General features: G+C 34.7%; 13 protein-coding genes. 1 reads left to right on the top strand and 12 read right to left on the bottom strand.

Annotated features, from left to right (window positions below):
- Positions 1-24: 24 nt before the first annotated feature.
- From D7D81_RS06965 to D7D81_RS06955, 3 genes are all read right to left on the bottom strand, one after another.
- Positions 25-951, bottom strand: a complete 927-nt coding sequence (locus D7D81_RS06965) for a transketolase family protein (protein ID WP_125988587.1) — start codon at positions 949-951, stop codon at positions 25-27.
- A gap of 18 nt (positions 952-969) precedes the next feature.
- Entirely contained in the window at positions 970-1,788 is an 819-nt protein-coding gene (locus D7D81_RS06960) for a transketolase (RefSeq protein WP_205739364.1), read from the bottom strand.
- A gap of 233 nt (positions 1,789-2,021) precedes the next feature.
- Positions 2,022-2,699: a FadR/GntR family transcriptional regulator gene (locus tag D7D81_RS06955; RefSeq protein WP_125988583.1), complete on the bottom strand. Its 678-nt coding sequence runs from the start codon at positions 2,697-2,699 to the stop codon at positions 2,022-2,024.
- 208 nt (positions 2,700-2,907) lie between these two features.
- Here D7D81_RS06955 and D7D81_RS06950 point away from each other — a divergent pair, with 208 nt between their 5' ends.
- Complete coding sequence (locus D7D81_RS06950) at positions 2,908-3,750, top strand: AraC family transcriptional regulator (protein ID WP_125988580.1); 843 nt, start codon at positions 2,908-2,910, stop codon at positions 3,748-3,750.
- A 9-nt stretch (positions 3,751-3,759) separates the two neighbouring features.
- Here the strand turns inward: D7D81_RS06950 and D7D81_RS06945 are convergent, their stop codons facing one another.
- The 9 genes from D7D81_RS06945 to D7D81_RS06900 all read right to left on the bottom strand — a co-directional run bounded on the left by D7D81_RS06945 (position 3,760) and on the right by D7D81_RS06900 (position 17,883).
- Positions 3,760-4,815: an alpha/beta hydrolase family protein gene (locus D7D81_RS06945; protein WP_164522139.1), complete on the bottom strand. Its 1,056-nt coding sequence runs from the start codon at positions 4,813-4,815 to the stop codon at positions 3,760-3,762.
- Between the two features lie 67 nt (positions 4,816-4,882).
- The gene (locus D7D81_RS06940) at positions 4,883-6,301 is read right to left on the bottom strand and encodes a glycoside hydrolase family 28 protein (protein WP_125988576.1); all 1,419 of its coding nucleotides are present in this window, start codon (positions 6,299-6,301) and stop codon (positions 4,883-4,885) included.
- A 28-nt stretch (positions 6,302-6,329) separates the two neighbouring features.
- Positions 6,330-7,613: a Gfo/Idh/MocA family protein gene (locus tag D7D81_RS06935; protein ID WP_205739363.1), complete on the bottom strand. Its 1,284-nt coding sequence runs from the start codon at positions 7,611-7,613 to the stop codon at positions 6,330-6,332.
- A 200-nt stretch (positions 7,614-7,813) separates the two neighbouring features.
- Entirely contained in the window at positions 7,814-9,088 is a 1,275-nt protein-coding gene (locus tag D7D81_RS06930; protein ID WP_125988574.1) for an ABC transporter substrate-binding protein, read from the bottom strand.
- A gap of 129 nt (positions 9,089-9,217) precedes the next feature.
- Positions 9,218-13,045, bottom strand: a complete 3,828-nt coding sequence (locus tag D7D81_RS06925; protein ID WP_125988572.1) for a right-handed parallel beta-helix repeat-containing protein — start codon at positions 13,043-13,045, stop codon at positions 9,218-9,220.
- Between the two features lie 297 nt (positions 13,046-13,342).
- Positions 13,343-14,191 (bottom strand): carbohydrate ABC transporter permease, encoded by an 849-nt coding sequence (locus D7D81_RS06915; RefSeq protein ID WP_125988570.1) that lies wholly within the window; start codon positions 14,189-14,191, stop codon positions 13,343-13,345.
- Positions 14,192-14,219: 28 nt separating this feature from the next.
- Positions 14,220-15,161, bottom strand: a complete 942-nt coding sequence (locus D7D81_RS06910; protein WP_205739362.1) for a carbohydrate ABC transporter permease — start codon at positions 15,159-15,161, stop codon at positions 14,220-14,222.
- Between the two features lie 85 nt (positions 15,162-15,246).
- Positions 15,247-16,530 carry an ABC transporter substrate-binding protein gene (locus D7D81_RS06905; RefSeq protein WP_125988568.1) on the bottom strand — a complete coding sequence of 428 codons (1,284 nt, stop codon included), beginning with the start codon at positions 16,528-16,530 and terminating at the stop codon, positions 15,247-15,249.
- A gap of 393 nt (positions 16,531-16,923) precedes the next feature.
- Positions 16,924-17,883 (bottom strand): porin, encoded by a 960-nt coding sequence (locus tag D7D81_RS06900; RefSeq protein WP_125988566.1) that lies wholly within the window; start codon positions 17,881-17,883, stop codon positions 16,924-16,926.
- Positions 17,884-18,070 lie beyond the last annotated feature (187 nt).

Genomic DNA, 18,070 nt, shown 5'->3' with positions numbered 1-18,070 from the left:
ACATTAACTTATCCAGGACAAACCTTAAATAAGTTCTTGAGCTTTTCTTACTATCTCATCAGTGGTTAAACCATAATGTTCCAGGAGTTTATCATAATCACAGGAAGATTGTCCAAATCTGTCCTGAACCCCAACCCTCTTTATACGTATTAATTCATCACTTAAAGCCTCTGCAATAGCCCCACCAAGTCCACCTATAATACTATGTTCCTCTGCAGTAATAATACCTTTTACATCACTGGCATATTCTTTAATCTTCTCTACATCCAGCGGTTTTATTGTACTAACATTAATTATTCTGACCGATATATCTATTTTAGCTAACTCTTCCCTGGCTTGCAAGGATTTATGGACCATTAGTCCATTAGCAAATATTGTTATATCATTTCCATCTGCTATTTTACTTACTTTTCCTATTTCAAATGACTCCTCTTCTGTGGTTATTATCGGTAAATCAGCACGGCTAACCCTTAAATAAACCGGACCCTCATATTCTACCATGGCCCTGACTGCTTTCCTGGTCTCCAAAGCATCTACTGGAGATATTACTGTCATATTGGGTATCGAACGCATGATTGACATATCTTCTATGGCTTGATGGGTAGCTCCATCTCCAGCATCAGATAAACCACAACTTGAACCAGCTATTTTGACATTAAGATTAGGGAGAGCCACCCCTTGTCTTATCTGGTCATAAGGCCTACCTGTTGCAAATACAGCAAATGAATTAACAAATGGTATTTTACCGGTTAATGATAGCCCAGCTGCTGTAGTAACCATATTTTGTTCTGCTATTCCCATTTCAAAAAATCTATCTGGGTATTCCTCACCTAAGTAACAGGACATTGTAGAACCACTCAAATCTGCATCCAGCGCCACTATGTTTTTGTTTTTTCTGGCCTGATTTAACAATTCTTTTCCATAAGCCTCTCTTAAACTTGCTGTTTTCATTTATATTTCACCCCAGTATTATAAATTTGCTATATCTTCTTTAGCCTGCCTATATTGTTCTTCAGTAAGTTTAGCATTGTGATAACTCGCCTTGTTTTCTGCAAAAGATACACCTTTACCTTTAACTGTATTGGCTATTATCACTGAAGGTCTACCTTTGACATTATCTGTAGCATCTAAAGCTTCAACGATCTCTTCCATATTATGACCATCTATTTCGAAAGTTTCCCAGCCTGAAGCCTCAAATTTAGCCTTAATGTCACCTAAATCATATCTCTCAGCTATTGGGCCAGTAGCCTGGACTTTATTGCTATCTACTATAGCCACTAGATTATCTACTTTAAAATTATTAGCGGCAATAATTGCTTCCCATATCTGTCCCTCAGCCAGTTCACCATCCCCAACAATTACATAAACATTATAAGCACGTTTATCCAGTTTACCACCCAGGGCCATCCCTAAGCCTAATGACAGTCCTTGTCCTAATGACCCTGTATTAGCTTCAATTCCTGGTGTGTCTTTTTCAGGGTGTCCCTGTAAGATAGAACCAAAGGTTTTAGTTTTCTTAAGTTCATCTTTTGAGAAATAACCTGTTTCAGCCAGGGCAGCATACTGAGCCAAAACTGAATGCCCCTTACTAAAAATAAACCGGTCACGGTCAGGGTCTTCAGGATTATTAGCATCATGATTCATCTTATAAAAATAGAGAGCTGTTACTAGATCAGCTGATGACATCGAACCCCCTACATGCCCCTTTTTGCCTACTCCAATGGTCTCTAATATATTTTCCCTTATTACTATAGCTTTTTTCTTTAATTCAGCAACTGTATTCCCCAAATTAATCCCCTCCTATAATTTGTTTGATATATTTATGAATAAATTCTTAATCTATAATAATATTTTGCCCTTCTTTTCTCACCTCCCAGTCAGAGCATAACCTTAATCACTAAGTCTCCCTTCATTACTCGTAATCTATTTAAGATATAATTATTATGGTTGTTTGTTGTGTGTTGTTTGTTGTTAGTTGTATTACAACTGTATTTAAATAATAACACTTAAATAATATTCTGTCAAATATAATTTAAATTATTATCTAAGTGTTTTTCCATTAACTCTTTGGCAGCTTCTTTATCCTTATTCTCAATAGCCTCAATAATTTCACCATGGTAACGGATTCCATCTTCTGAACCCATAGTTTTAATAATTTCTGACATAGTTTCTTTTAAATAATCTTTCATCAGAAAATTTGCCTTTTCAATGATAGGATTTTTAGTGATCTGACATAGTGTTAAATGAAAATTCAAATCCTCTAAAGCAAATCTCTCTAAGTCATCTTTATATTTTTTCATATTATTCAATATTTTTTTTAACTCTACTATGTCTTCATCAGTAACCCTTTCTACTACTAATTCAATTGCTCCAACTTCTATTATTTTTCTATATTCATGAACAGAAAATGATTTGGAACGTTTTAGATTTACAAAAGTCGGCAACAGGGCATCAATATATGTCTCACCAGATAATTCCTTGACAAAAGTACCCTCACCCTGTTTTTTTTCAAGTAGATCCAGGGCTACTAATGTCTGTAAGGCCTCTCTTATAGTCACCCGGCTGACATTTAACATCTCAGATAATTCATTCTCAGAGGGGATTTTCTCCCCGGGCTCCCATTTACCTGTGATAATTTGCTGTTTTAATTGTTCAAAAACCTGACGGCTTAAACTCTCACGCTTTTTAATCGGTTTCATCTTTAACTCCCTCAACACATCAATGTAATTGTTAGTTGTGTTACAACTGGTTTATTTAAAATAATAGCATGTTTTTTTACTACTGTCAAGTGGTAATTTAATGATTTTAACTTTTTCTTTTTCAAAAATACCTACCTATACTTATTTGCTGTCTATATAGAAAATTGCTATAATTAATTGAGAATACATAAAGGAGGAGTTTCCAGCAATGACCCTGGAAAAGTCAGATTTGATAGTAGAACACATTAGTAGAAAAGGAGCTCCTTTTAATATGGCGGCCAGACATTATCATGATCAATATGAAATATATTATCTCCTTAATGGTGAACGCTATTACTTTATAGATAATAGGACATATCACGTAAAAAAAGGTGACATTGTTCTGATAGATAAGAATATTTTACATAAGACCAATACAACCAGGGAGTACCCCCATGAAAGAATCTTAATACAATTCAGTGCTGACATAACTGATAAAATAACTAAAGACATTGATTTATATTACTGTTTTCATTTAAAACAAAATGTATACTCTTTAAACCCTGAAGAACAATTATGGATGGAAAATCACTTATTCAATATCTTACAGGAAAAAAAGAAAAAACAGGCAGGTTACTTCACTTATCTTACTATTTTAATTACAGAATTACTTATTTTCCTTAATAGATTTATCAAGTCAACGACTTCTTTTTCAGCAAATTATCCCAATGAAACCCATAAAAAAATATCAGAGATAGCAGGTTTTATAAATAAGAATTTTAATAATAAACTATCTCTGACTGAGCTGGCAGAACAATTTAATTACAGTCCCACTTATTTAAGCAAGACCTTTAAGAAAGTAACTGGTTTCTCATTTGTCGAGTATAAAAATAATGTGAGAATTAAAGAGGCCAGTAAATTACTACAACAGAGCAGTCTCAATATTACTGAAATCGCCTGTCAGGTAGGTTATAACAATCTAACCCATTTTGGGCGCATATTTAAAAATATAACCGGTCACTCCCCTCTGGAATATAGAAAAATAAAGAAAAATTCAAGAAAAAAAGATTAATTAATATTCTTAAGAGAAAGCGTTTTTAAGAAATTCATCAACCCTATCTCCATTCCAAATATGACCACCATTAAAGACATGATGGTAAAGATTTCCCTCTACATTCATTAGTTTATAAGCACTACGGACAATGTCAAGCTGACTGTAAACATTAGCAAGGCCGCTATTGCCATTAAGCTTATCCTCACTACCAGATTTTATCATTAAAGGCCTTGGTGCAATCATAGCCCCCAGGTCTCCCATATCACAATAACGCCATAATTGAGGCACAAAATTGCAGCTACACATATTTGATTGAAAAATAGTATCTTTAAAACCATGAAAATACCCGGCAACAATAGCTGCCTTTACTCTCTCATCCATTACCGCCAGCCAGAGAGCCTGTAAGCCCCCTCCAGAAAAACCACATACAGCAATTCTATTACTATCTACATATTGACAGGTTTCAGCATAATCCAGCAGACGCATTAAATCCCAGACAAACATTCCTGTAAGAGACTGGCCCAGTGCTATAGCCAGATTATTAAGTTCATGACAGCTGCTACTTAAGATATCTTCTCCCACATCCCCCTGCTTTATAATTTCTCTCCTTTCACCAAAACCCCGGGCATCAGGGCAGAAAACTATATAACCCTTTTTTACTAACTGGATCCCATAATCATAATTATATTTCTTTATTACCCTATTGACCTCTGGTATATCAATTCTGCCAGCAACTGCATATTTTCCACCACTATCATGTCCATGTAGTGCAATTACAGCTGTCCTTTCTTCCCCTTCCTGTAAATCATCAGGGAGTAATATATAAAACGGCATTAATACAGCAGGTTCAGTTTGAATTATAGCCTTAATTTTTTTATAATCATCCATCTCCTTTGTCTCAAAGAGCTCGGGTTTTAATTCAGAGAAGGTCATCTGATTTAATCCTGTAATATCAGCAAGTTTTACCCTAAGTTTTTTCTTCCACAATCTATATTGTGATAGATACTCTGCTTTAAAAGCATATCTAGCAGATATATTATCATAAACCTGTAATAAATGTTGAAAACTGGTATAACGGCTCAATATAACCCCCCCTTAGCTGAAACATAATACTCATTAACAAAGCATCTACTATTTTTAAAAAAAATCCTTACATTCTACCATTATCATTAGAATCCCTTAGTTTTAAGAAACCCTTTATTTCTTCCTGCCGGTTCCCACTAAAATAAGTATTCCTTACCCCGTCAAAAAGAATACAGGGGTCATTTTCATCAATCTTATCTATTTTACACCCATTAAAATCAATTCCCTCAGCATTTACAATCTCAAAACCAGGTCCCAAATGACCGCTTACCCTAACATTAATAAATTTTATATCTCGAACATTATTACAATAAAAACCCTGCTGAACCACCGGCCCTATTTTATCAGCCATTGCAGGTACAGCTGGTCTGGCATCTTCCGCCAGTTCAATACTTATATTATCAAAAGTTATTTCTTCTAGCGGCATTTCTGGTAAACCATAAAGGAAAACAGCTGTATTACAAACCCCTCTGGCAGTAATATCACTAAAATGAATCCTTCTAAAAGAAGGTGTACTTTTATCTACAGGGTATATTTCTTTATCCCATACCCTTTTATCTTTACCACCTTTACCACAGAAATAGTATAAATTCATTATAATCGGGCAAAAAACATCTTTCATGATTATATTATTTACCCTGATATCCTCAACAAGACCACCCCGCCCCCTTCTGGATTTTAATCTGATACCACGATCTGTCCCCTCAAAAATACAGTTACTAATCACTACATTTCTTATATCACCACTCATTTCACTGCCAATAACAACACCACCATGTCCATGAACCATTGTACAGTTTATGATGGTGATATTTTCACAGGATACAAATTTAGGACAATCTTCTGTACCTGATTTAAGGGCAATACAATCATCACCTACATCAATATGACAATTAGCAATCTGTACGTTCTTACATGAACTAGGATTTATTCCATCAGTATTGGGGGAATTAGCTGGATTTTTAATCGTTACCTTATTGACTGTAACATTGTGACATTCAACAGGATTAATTGTCCAAGCTGGGGAATTTACCAATCTAATCCCTTCAATCAAGACATTATCACAGTTTCTAAAAGCAATAAAACGCGGTCTGGGGTGTTTTAATTCATTGTTTTTAAATAACTGCCACCAGTATTCACCCTGGCCATCCAGGAGGCCCCGGCCGCTTATAGTAATATTCTCAAGGCCTTTACCATAAATCAGTGGGGTATATAGTTCCTGTTCACTACCCTCCCACCTGCCTTGTACTAATTTATATTGAGCAACATCCTGAACAAATTTTACAATAGAACCTATTTCAAAATACAAGGTTATATTGCTTTTTAAAATAATGGAAGCAGTCAAAAAAATACCAGCTGGTACATAAACAGTGCCACCACCATTTTGGGCACATTCTTGAATTGCCCTGGCAAAGGCAGCGGTATTAATTGTTTTTCCATCACCAACTGCCCCATAATCAGTAATATTATAAAAATTTTTATTCATTAAGAAACCCCCTGAAAATTAATCATATTTATTTAATTGATATAGAAAATTTTACCAGTTCTCCAATATTGACTTTTCTCCCCCATTCAATAGAGCGCCTGGCAGCAATACCTGTTAGAATAGACATAACACCATCCCTACCCCCTGCTTTTCTTTTTAAAGGGTCCGCTGTATTCTCATCCAGGAAAATATCTTTTAGTAAACGAATATCTCCACCACCATGGCCGCCTTCCTCAACTTCAACCTCAACTTTATATGGTTCATCAAAGAGAGGAAATACTTCCAGACGAACATTATTTTCTCTTGTCCTTCTCTCTACCTGACCATCATGGCCACTGATATATGAAGTCTCGACCACATCCTGCTCAATCCTACCTTTAGTACCAATAAAGGCTACCTTATATCCCTCATAGGGGGCATAATTATTAAGTGAGTAGCTTAAGAGAACATCATTCTTATAGCCCACTGTAACTGCCCTGGTATCCCAGATATTGATTTCCGGGGAAAAAACACAGGCATCTCTGAAATATCCATCTTCATGTTCAGCTTTAGTATATAAAGCAGTTAATTCTTCCGATTCTGATAAATCAAGATAAAATTTGCATTCACTACTCAGATCACATGTACTACAGCGCAGGTGATAGGGAAAGGTCTCTGCCTGGTAAAATCTTTTCTTCCCCAGAGCAAAAACCTCAACTGGAAAGCTATCTATCCACCAATTTACCAGGTCAAAATGATGTGTCGACTTATGTACTAATAAAGACCCTGAATTATTTATATTACGGTGCCACCTCCTGTAATAATCTGCACCATGGGTTGTATCCAAAAACCAGTGGAACTCCACCATTGTTAACTCCCCTATAGTCCCCTGATCAAGTAATTCTTTTACTTTAGAACGATATGGTGAATAACGGTAATTAAAGGTAACAATAAGGTCATTACCTGTCTGTTCCATAGTATTCAATATTTCCTGGCATTTTTCTTCATCAGTAGTCATCGGCTTTTCACTAATAACCTTTAAATCCCGTTTTAATCCCTCTATTATATAATAATGATGATGAGAATCCTTAGTAGTAACAATAATACCTTCAACATTTTCTTTTTCTAACATCTTATTAAATTGGTGTGGTTTATATACAGGTAGATTTAAATCTAAACACTTATTGACATATTGCATTCTGCTTTCATTTAAATCCAGTAGTGCCACTAATTCATTTTTTCCTTTTACTCCGTCTAAGTCCTGGATAGCCTTATAATACATCGATGAACGTGAACCTGTACCAATTAATGCATACCTCATTTTCCTTTTCACACTCCCTTAAAATCTTATTTAATCTTCGAATCTTAAGGGTATTTTATAAAAAGAAATGGATAATAACAAGACATATATTGTTCTTAATGGGTTATTTTATACATTTTTTGTGGTGTTATAATAATATGATATGATTAAAATAAAGCTATTGAATTTTATCCTTCAATAGCTTTATTTATTATAGTAGTATTATTTTTTAATCATTTTAGAACCCTATCTGTACGCATCCTCAATTCCTGGTATGCCTCAGATGGTGTTTGACTCCCCTCCAGTATTTTATAATGTACTTCTTCCAAAATTTCTATCACCTGATCATACTGGGCAGGTGGTGGTGGTTCAATAATACTTGAGTTATTGGAAATGTATTTTATAAAATTAAACATCTTCCTTTCCGGATCATCAAGCATAGGCTGTAATTTTTGCCTGATATCAAAAGAAATCGGCACACCACGGTCACCGTTTAAAAGTTTATTAGCTTCTAAATTATTAATCAAAAAATTAATGAATCTTGCTGCTATCTCAGGGTGTTTACTATTTTTGGTTATAGTCCAGTACATGGAGGGCTTTAAGTAATAACCAGACCTGGTTTCATCTTTAGCCTGAGGAAAAGGTAACATTTTTAATGGTTTACCAGCAGCTTTAGAAATAGCAACAATCTGATTAGTCCAATAGGCAGCCATAACTGCAGCATCTTTAACAATTAAATCGTTTTCTATAGTGTGATTTTCCAGACGGAGTTCTCCAGGGGCAAAGACCCCTTCCCTGCTTAACTCTAAATCCATTTTATAAAAATCAACAAACAAATCCTCCGTAAATCCCAGTTTATGAGCTGACATGTCAAATAAAGACTGGCCATGCTGCCTGACATAATGCTCAAGGCCTGTAATATTTCTGGTTGCCATCGGAAGACTGGTCGCTGCATATATACCCAGTCTCTCATGGAGTTTTCTACATATTTCCTTATATTCATTCCATGTCCAATTATAAGAAGGTTCTGTTAGTCCAGCCTCTGCAAACTTTTTCGGAGCATATAATATAGTATATGTATTAAGTCCAGCAGGAATACCATATAACTTACCATCAAACCTGGCAGATTCCAATAAAGCCTCATCAACCTCTGCAACCTTGATAATACTATCTATGTAATCATCCATGTCCCTTAAAATATTATAGTCAACATAGGAATTAAAATACTTATAATCCTGCTGCATAATATCAGGCAAATTACCCCCTACAGCATATGCAGCTATTCTATCCCAGTACTCCCTCCATCCTGTATAAACAGGCTGTATTTTTATATCCGGGTTTTTTCTTTCAAATAGTTCTATCACCGCTAAAGTCTTATTATGTCTAACCTGTGAGCCCCACCATGATATACTAATAGTTATATTATTATTGGAAACAACAGCTACTTCTGTTTTAACAATAAGCAATAATAATATTATCAAAAAATATAATAAAACCTTTCTGGACATAGAAAACAACCCCTTCTTTATTGACCTGACTAATTACATTATATACCAGATTTATCAGAAAATAAAGAATAGAAATAATCATTTATACAAAATAAATGAAAGGGGTTGTTTTCTGACTATCCTTTCTTCTTACTTAGTAGTTAACTTTAGAAAATCACCTATCATTATCCTTCCGTTATCATCCCTTTCAAAAGGGAGTTGTGGTATTAAAGTCACAAAATCATTTTTGTTTATTCTATTGCCCAGCTGGTTTTCTGATACACTACCATTAAACATATAATTTTTAGCTGATTCTAATTCTACAGGAAAATTATCTGCTGGAATATCTTTGGTAGCAATAGACATAAAACCATCAATTTCAAAATCAACAGCAATTTCTTTATAAGTAGTAAATTCCAGATTTCCCCCAATATTATTCAAAGCAATATTATTGATAGCAATAACAGCTGGATTACTATTACTTGTAAAACCAACAGCCCCATTGTCAAAGGCTAGGCAGTTTTTAATAATATGGGGTACATGAACACCTTCACCACCAAGTTTGAACCCATTCTTATCACCATTACCTACTGTACCATCTGTTAAGGTACCATTACTATAGGCAATAGAGTCCTCTATCACAACTGGACCGATAGCACCTGTTCCTACCTTAGTATATAAATCCCACCCATCATCAATATTATGATGGGCAATACATCCCCTAAATACATTACCTACACCTGATGTAAGCTTAGCAGCAAACCCATCAGCATTATTATCAGATGGATCACGATTATCAAAAGATGTACAGTTAAGGATTAAATTATAAGACGGCCATTTAGACTTATCATCTTCATTTATGTCGGTACGGCTTATCTGTAAACCTGTATTACCATTCTCATAGAATAGACATTCCTCAATTATGTTATGGTTCCCACCAACAACAAAGCCTTTCTCATTTGCTGCTGAACGAGTAAATTCAATCCCTTTCACCTGCCAGTAGTTACCACTTAAGAGAACACCCTCAGTTTTTTTATCAAAATCTATGATTGGATTTGTGTTTGCTGCCGCTACCAGATACTTCCTTGCCTCAGCAGTACCATCATTATATTTTTTAATCTCCAATTTGGAATCACGTACATATCTACCCTCAAGTAAGATGATCTTCTGACCTTCACGTACAAAGGAAATTGCTGTATCAATATCTAGTGGATCTTCTAAAGTACCTGCACCACCACTACTGGCAGTTGGTGAAACATAAATATCACCATCTTCTACATAGCTTTTCATCTCGACAGTAAAGTTCTTAACTAATTTATCGTAAGATGTTAAATACTGAGTATCATCAGGTAAAAAGCTGACACTAAAATTAGTCTTAGTATTCTCAGCAAGTTCTGTTTCTATTAAGTATTCCTGCTTAGCTTTAACTACCTGGTCTCTAGCTATTACTTTTCTCCCTTGTTTAACAATAACTATCCCCTTAACATTAGATTTTAATAAGAAATTATAATCAGTCTTAGAAGTCTTATCTAATGATAAGAAATCCAAGGTCGGTGTTACAGCCTCTTCAGGAGGCTCCACCTTTGGTGCATCAGTTTTTGCTGCTGAGACTTTAAAGTCTACATTACTTACTTCAATATGCCCAACACGACCAGCAAAGAAACCTAAATAAACCTTTGAATCTTGAACATTTAGAAAATCAGGTTCAAATAACATTACCTCTTTACCACCATTAAGTCTTCCTGTATAACCACTGTTTGTTTTCGCTAAAGTCAATCTATATTCCTTAGCAGGATAGGTATTACTGGTTTTAGGTTTCTCTTCCTTGATCATCATACTTGAGGTCCCATTACTTCCTGTCCCATCTGAAGATTCTACTCCAGTTCTCATAAAGAGCTGTGTTCCATTAGGATCCTTGCTTCCTCCACTATAACCACCTAGACCTACCATATTAGAAGCAAATACCCCGGTATCACCAAATTCTCCGATGGCATCTCTGGCCATAATACCAAAGGCTTCCTGACCATCATGTGAACTTTTAGCATATTCAATCACTTTAATATCAGCCGATAATACAAAATTATCTTTGGAGGCATCAATCACTGTATAATAAAAACTGATGCCATCATGGTCTGTGGCAACTTTTCCACCACCATTAATAGAAGCAAGCTCTATTGTACCATCTTCTTTTATATCGATAAAATTATCCTCTTCACTAGTAGATTGACCAAATCTAGTATATTTCCACTCATATTCAGTCTTTTCTCGTACAGTTACTGGATAAGTAATAGCTGTGATTAAACTATCAGCAGGAATAATCTTAACATCATATACTCCCATCTTAGTATTATCAAAATTCGAAAAATCAACTGTATAATTACTTCCTGCTAATACCTCTTTATCACCATTGTCATATACTAAAGATACCTCTAACCCTCTACTTGTAAAATCATCACCAAGATAAAATGTTGTCTGTGGGTATTCTGTGACTTCAAGACCTGTTAACTCCTTCATTTTAACAGTTAAATTTAATACTGCCTCTTTTCCTTTATGGGAAATTATAACCTTTTTTTCACCAGGACTCGTAGTATCTAAAGAAGATACTGAGAATTCATCTTTCATCAGTCTAATTCTAGAACCATCACTATATTTAGCATAGACAGTCATACCTGTAAGGTTTAATTTATCACTAAGAAAATATAATTCCTTTTCTGGTACTTTACTAATTTCTAAGCAAGTAATTTCAGCAGCTTTAACATTTACAGCAAAACTTATAGATATAGCGGGATTCTCCATTGAGCTTACAGTAACTATTTTTTCTCCTGCACTATCAAATACATAGTCACTTCCTGCCATAGATTCTCCTGCAATAGAAAAGGTATATTTATCAACTGTTAGTTCTTCATTTTTATATCCTTCATTATATTCTGCTATTACAGCAAAACCTTCAGGGTCAAATCTATCTCCTAGATAATAATCTGTTTTTGCCGGATAGTACTTTATTTTCAAACCTGTACAGGTCAAAGAGTTTATCTCTAAATTAACCGTTCTACTTACTCCATTATAATTTATGCTAATTGGGTTAGTCCCTACTGTGCTACTATCAAAACCGGTTACAATATAATCATCCTCTGACAGTATCTCTTTTGACCCATCAGAAAATTTTGCTGTGACTTTCAATCCTGTTAAATCTAACTCTTCTTCTAAAAGATAATCGGTCGGCATTGCAGTTGTATTTACATATAAGTCCTTGACCTTCCTGGTATCCAAACTGAAATTAATATCACTAAAGATAACTGTTGTATTTCTGGCAGTATAGAGACCGGCAAATAATTTTCCAGTTTCAAATCCACTAAAATTTTCAATTATAACAGGTTCTTCATTACCAAACTTTAATATATATACATCACCAGATTTTTTAATACTTAAATCATAGGTATTACCAGCACTAGGGACAGCATCATTTACCAACTCCCCTAGCTTTGTCTGCCCCTCAGCTGTTCTATAAAAACCTATTTTAGGAACATCCTTTTTGGCATTAAGAATTCCAGCAGCCAGAGTATAACCAATATCTTCTTTATTACTCTCATTAATGAGCACCTTATCACGAAGCATTAAACCAAAAGATACCTGATTATGCATCTCAAAAGATTCAACAGTAGCTGTAGCACTTAATTCAAAGTTAGCATCAGCAGGTACTTCTTTAAAGTAGTAGGCTATTCCCTCTGATTTACTTTCAATCTTACCCCTATTATTAGAACTCCTAAGCCTAACACTTCCATCATTATTCTCAGTAATTTCAAAGTTTTCTTTTGTGATCTTTTTTTGACCACCAACATTCCCAAAGATACTCCCCTGCCAATCACCGGAAACACTTATCATTTCATCTTCAGCCAGAATAAATGCTGATATCATGAAAGATATTAATAAAACCAATGTTAATATAAACCATAATCCACCTTTTAAATTATACTTCAAAAAAAAACCTCCTTTTTTGTTTTCTTCTTAAAGTGGTGTTCGAAAAGCTATAAATAGGGGATTATATATCCCTGAACGAAGTTAAGGTGTTACCGTTGAGTGAAGGGATATATAATCCCCGGCGGTATATACTGATACTTTTCGAACAGACTCTTAAACGATTATATTTTTCCTTAGTAAAAAAAGACAAAATAGAAATAGCGACTTTCTTCGGAATACCACTGGCTATTGTATACTATCTCGTCTTTTTCTATGAAATATATATAATAAATTTTTTTGATATATAATCTATAACATTTAGCCCTTTAATCCAGATGAAGCTACACCTTCTACTAAGTATTTCTGGAAGAAAATAAAGATTACTAAGGTTGGTACAATAGATAGAACAGTCATACCAAACATAGCACCCCAATTAGTAATAGCATTAGGATCAGAAAACATCCGTAAGGCTATAGATATAGGATACTTAGTTACAGTTTGCAGATAGAGTAATGGTGTCATAAAATCATTCCAGGTCCAGTAAAACCTGAATATACCTGCTGTAACCATAACTGGTTTCAAATTTGGTAAGATAATTCTAAAATAAATGCCGAACTTGTTACAACCATCAATCAAAGCAGCTTCATCTAACTCTGACGGAATTCCACGAATAAATTGAACCATCAAAAAGGTGAAAAATGGTACTGGAAGCATCTGAGGAAGTAAGACTGGTAGATATGAATCCATCCAACCCCAGTTATTAAACATAATATACTGCGGAATACGTAAAACCTGAGCTGGTAACAGGACAGTAGCAATCATTACGGCAAAAAACACCTTTTGACCAATAAACCTGGTCCTGGCAAAACCAAAAGCAGCAAAAGAAGAAGTAAAAAGCTGTCCCAATGTAGCCATCCCAGCTATAAAAAAAGAATTTCTGAAAAAAATAGAGAAACTATGTCCACCAAATCCTTTCCAACCCTGTAGATAATTACTAAAATTTAACCCATCTGGTATTAGTGTAGCAGTCAAAGCATTTCCCGAAGTTTTTAAGGAACCTGCTAACATCCAGAGTAAGGGATAGATCATTACAAAACAAAAGAGAGAAACAAAAACCTGAAATAAAATATTATTAAGCCGTTCTTTTTTGGCAAATGATAAACTCATTATTTTCCCCCCTTTTAAACAACATTTATTAGGATTCATAATAAACCCATTTATTTGATGTTTTAAAGATAATAATTGTCGCTACAGTTAGTATCACCAATATAATCCAGGCCAGAGCTGATCCATATCCCAAATGTCCAAAACTAATACCCTTTCTATACAAATATAGTGCATAGACCAAGGTTCTGTCTAAAGGACCACCATCAGTAATAATAAAGGCCTGGGTAAACATCAAAAATAACCTGACCATCTGCATCAGTAAATTAAAGAAAATAACCGGAGTTAACAACGGTATTGTTATCCGTGTAAATTGCTGCCACTTGCTGGCACCGTCTATTTTAGCAGCCTCATAGAGGCTCTTCGGAATTTGTTTCAGACCAGCTAAAAAGACAATCATGGGAGAACCAAACTGCCATGCCGCTAATAGTATCAAAGTCCAGATAGCTGTATCAGGGGTCCCAATCCAGGAGATGCGCTGATTAATAAGACCTAATGATAGTAAAATATCATTAAAAGCCCCCTTAGAACCAAATAATTGACGCCAAACCACTGAAATAGCCACACTTCCACCTAAGATTGAAGGGACATAATAAGCTGCCCTATAAAAATTAGTTAATGGTCTGGCCTTTTTAAATAACATCGCCAGAGCCAGGGCAGCAGCCAATCTTAATGGGACTGCAAAAACCACATAATAAAAAGTAACCTTTAAGGACATCCAGAATTTTTCATCTGTCAAAAATATCCTTAGATAATTCCCTAAACCAATCCATTCTGGATTGCCCACAATACTATACTTCGTAAATGAATAATATAAAGACATTAATAAAGGATATAACATGAAAGCTAAGAAACCTATCAACCACGGGAGAATAAAAGCATATCCCTCCAGATTCATTTTTATGATCTTCTTAATTCCAATCCTGTGATCTATCCGTGACACATCTTTTAGTGCTTCAAATCTATTATTCAAGTCTTATCCCTCCCCTTTTGAAATAGGGGTATAAGCCAGCAAAATAATCTTCACTAACCTATACCCATTATTATATTTTACCTGTTTATTGATTAGCCAAAATGCTGTTGGCTTTTTCCCTAAATTCTTTGGCTCCCTCCTCAGGAGTAATTTGCTTATAGATTACTTTCCAGTAAACATCTTCATATGCTGCAACTACTTCCTGATAGGCAGGTGGTTGAGCTGCCAGAGCTTCTCCAGCATTAGCAGCAGCTAAATCAATATAATCAAAGACAGCCTGATCTATCTCACTTGCATCTTCTTTTAGTGCTGCCTTTACCTTGCTTTCAGTAGGTACACCCCTATCAGTACCCAGTATCTTACCAGCCTCAATGTCATGTAACCAGAAATTAAGGAAGGTAATGGCTTCTTTAGGATGTTCAGTATTAGCACTAACGGTAAGAAGCATAGCAGGTTTCAAGAATCGCCCCTCTGCTAGTTGATTATCAAGTTTAGGCATAGTAGTAATGCCTAACATTTTACCTGAGGAGTTAACTAAAGCACCAAGCTGATTACTCCAATATATTGTCGCCATAGCTGCTTCCTGTCTGGTAATGGGATCCTGTTCAACCCCTGTATCAGCATTTTCAGCCCGTTCTGGGGCTGACCAGACAGCACCTGAATCAAGGACATTTAAAGTCATTTCCATAAAATCAATATATATCTGGTCATCATCATAACCCAAGGCAGTTCCATCTTCATTATATAAAGCACCACCATGTTGCCTTACCCAGACAGTAAAACCACCAACATCTGTCTGTGATGTTAGATTAGCAGAACCTAAAATACCCAATTTATCATGTAGCTTTTTAATTAAAGCTACCTCATCCTGCCAGGTCCGATCTGGACTTGGATAAGAAATCCCTGCCTTATTAAATAATCCTTTATCATAATAAACTGCTGGTGCATTTACTCCAGTAGCCACCCCATATTGCCTGCCATTAATATTTCCCATAGCAACAAGGGAATCCGGAATATTACTGGTATCTAATGTACCATCTTTTAAATAAGTAGTTAAATTTAATAAATTTTCATTCTTAACATAGCCACTAATATATTTACGGACATGTTGTACTATATCTGGCAAATTTCCTCCAGCCATCTGGGTATTAATTCTATCCCAATAACCACTCCAACCAGTAAATTCAGGTTGAATATCTATATCAGGATATTTTTCTTCAAACAACTCTATAACTTTCATTGTCCGATCATGTCTATCCTGTGAACCCCACCATGAAAATCTTAAAGTAACCTTCTCAGCAGCAACACCAATGGTACATGAAAGAACTAATAATAACACCAAACAACTAACTAAAATCTTTTTTGTCATTTTTCTCCCCCTTAGTATTTTTTTCTTTCTACAATAAATATAGCTTTTTAGTTAATATAATATCACCCCTTTTCAAATTTCTAATACTTAAGATATTTAAAAAAAGAAATGTATTTTTCATTAAGTAATTATGTAGTGAAAAATATAATTACTACGTTACTACAATAATATTCTTAGTTTATAAATTATCAAAAACAATTAACATAATGTTCTTAAGATTATTATATTTTATGGTTTGTTATATTAAAATGTACTTTCCTTATTAATCTTTGTGCTTATATTAGAAAGTAAAACAATACAAAATCAAATAAAACGGGATTTTAGTACCAATATCCTCAATTAACAGTTAAGAAGCGGAAGGGAATTCCGCCCACTTAACTGCTAACTTAATCCTTAAAACTTATACCGCAAGCGGAGCATATTCTTGGTTTGGTCATCACCAATAACATAGTGTTCAAACTCTAAGCTGGTTTGTTTGCTAAGATGATACTTAGCCCCAATAGCAGACCCATCATACTCTTTATCAGTATCTTCAAAACGTGGGTTAAGGGCATATTCCATACTAAAATCTATTTTAGAACCACCAATGGCCTTCCATTGAAAACCAAGAACTGGATCCAGACCATCAATACCCTTTTTATCATAGACAGAATCCTCGATAGAAGCATTTGATTCATCATTACTACTATAATCAACTGCATCAACAAAGAACTTCATCCCTTTAATTGGTGTGTAATAAACATCAAAGGCAAAAACATCGGCATCATCAGCACTGTCATCAACAGCAAAAACTGCTTCATCTGGTTTTTGCAAATCAGCATAGGTCAATTTAATTCCCCATTTATCAGCATTATAATTAGTAGATAACCCATAAGCCCCATCACCCTGCGTTTTTTGTTCATAAGGTTGGAACATTAGATCAAAGGTCAGGCCATTTACCGGGGTATTAAAGGTAGTAGCAGCCATTATATCAACCTTTTGCCACTCGTGAAAATAACCAGATTTTAACAAAACACGACTCGGAGTAAATTTATATCCATAGTAACCGGCTTTTACAGAACCCCAGAATCTTTTATATTTTACATAATATTCGTTTAAATCAAAATCTGTATCATCATCATTTTTTTGATGCCGCGCCCTGAATTTAGCAAAGGCAGTAAGTGAATCACTAAGCTCATCTTGAATACTAATCCTTAAATCAGCTGTCGCAAAGGACTGTTCATCATCTTCTTTGCTTTCATCATTATACATATCATATCTAAAATCCCCTTTAATAATAGGCGCACCCATAGAAACTAAAGTCATAGAAAAAACCAATACTGCACTAAGTAACAAAACATAGATCTTTTTCATTTAGATATTTCCCCCTTTTTTCATTAAGACTAATTTGTTTTACTAAAATACTGATAATAGTCCCTAGATTTTAAATCAAATTTATTTATTTCAATTGATATAAAAATCTGACTATCAGCATTTTCTTTGTCCAACTTTTACTTTACAATAAGCTAGCCAAAACAAATCAAAACAACTTTAATAATAG

This window comes from Halocella sp. SP3-1, from assembly GCF_003953885.1.
Classification (GTDB): Bacteria; Bacillota; Halanaerobiia; order Halanaerobiales; family DTU029; genus Iocasia; species Iocasia fonsfrigidae.
The sequence above is the reverse complement of the archived record's forward strand: the minus strand, read 5'-3'. Positions and strand labels throughout refer to the sequence as shown.